Genomic DNA, 1320 nt, shown 5'->3' on the forward strand with positions numbered 1-1320 from the left:
TGCACGCCGTTGATCGAACCCGAAGCGATGGCGATGTCGAGCTTGCGCTCGGACAGCTTCAACCCGAGGCCGTTGCCGTACAGCTTGTCCAGCGAGAACGAGTCGATATGGGCCTTGGACAGACGGTAATCGGCCAACTCGCGGCTGCCCTCTACGCGCGACACCAGCTCGACCGAGCCGGAGAACTTCAACCCTTCGATGCCGCTGGCGCCGTCGGACCACATCTGCGTGACCGATTCGCCTTCGCTCGAGGTCAGCAGGAACTGCTGCAGGCTCAACGAGTCGACTTCGAACTTCGGCACCTGGACGGTGATCTTGTCCTTTTCCTTCTTGGCGCTGATGTCGAGCCGGGTCTCGCCGATTTCGAACGAGCCCGCGTCGCCTTCCAGCCCGCTGTTGGGCTGGTGCCCGGCGGTCTGGATCTGCTGCAGGGCGAAGCGCTTGAACAGGCGCTGGTTGTTGCCGCCGGTGCCGGTCACGGTGACGCCGCCGCGTTCGAGCACGTCGAGCGGATGGATGCCGCCGCCGAGCGCGTCCGACAGCAGATCGCCGGCGCCGCTGACCTTGACCCCGAACTCGTCGAGTTCGGTGTTGGCCACGCCGTACTGGGCCAGGTCGTAGGCGATCACGCCGTCGACTTCGGCGACCGCGTCCTTGGCCGTCTTGATCTCCTCGGGCGTTTTGGCGCGTTGCAGGCGCAGGTAGGCGTCCTGGCGCTGGTCGGCCAGCGCTTGCAATTCGGCGACCAGGGTCGCGAGCTTGGCGACTTCCTTTTCCAGCGCCGGCTTTTCCGCTTCCTCGGCGGTGCGCGCTTTCTCGCGCAAGCCGTGCAGGCGCTGGTTCAGCAGGCCCAGCCGCGGCACCACGCCGAGGCCGACGATGTTGAGCTGCTTCAATCCGGCCTCGACCAGGTTGCCGCGTTGCTTGACGCTGGCGTAGGCGCCGGTGAGCGTGGCCTTCTCGAACAGCAGGCCGTGGTATTTGCTGCGCGCCTTGTCGATGCGCAGCGAGTCGACGCCGACGTCGGCATCGCGCAGATGCTTCTTCCACTCGCTCCAGTCGAGCAGGCCGTTGGCCGGAATCGCGCCGGCGTGCAGGCCGTCGGCGACGATGCGCTCGACTTCGATGCCTTGCTGCGGCAGTTGCAGCCCGGCGATGTCGGCGTGCCGGGCGGCCAGGCCGACGCGGCCGCTGGCCAGGTCGACTTCCAGGCGGGCGCGGGTGAGGTCGATGGACTCCACGATCAGCGCCGCATCGGCGGTCAGCAGCTTGCGCAGCGCGCGGAACTCGGTCAGCTCGGTCGCGCTCAGCGAGGACAGG

1 protein-coding gene is annotated in these 1320 nt (G+C 67.3%); it reads right to left on the bottom strand.

Annotated elements, in window-relative coordinates; genetic code table 11:
• The coding region (locus ABZY20_RS37190) for a hypothetical protein (RefSeq protein ID WP_356447953.1) at positions 1 to 1320 on the bottom strand (1320 nt) is incomplete at both ends.

This window comes from Streptomyces sp. NPDC006624, assembly GCF_040611555.1.
Classification (GTDB): domain Bacteria; phylum Actinomycetota; class Actinomycetes; order Streptomycetales; family Streptomycetaceae; genus Streptomyces.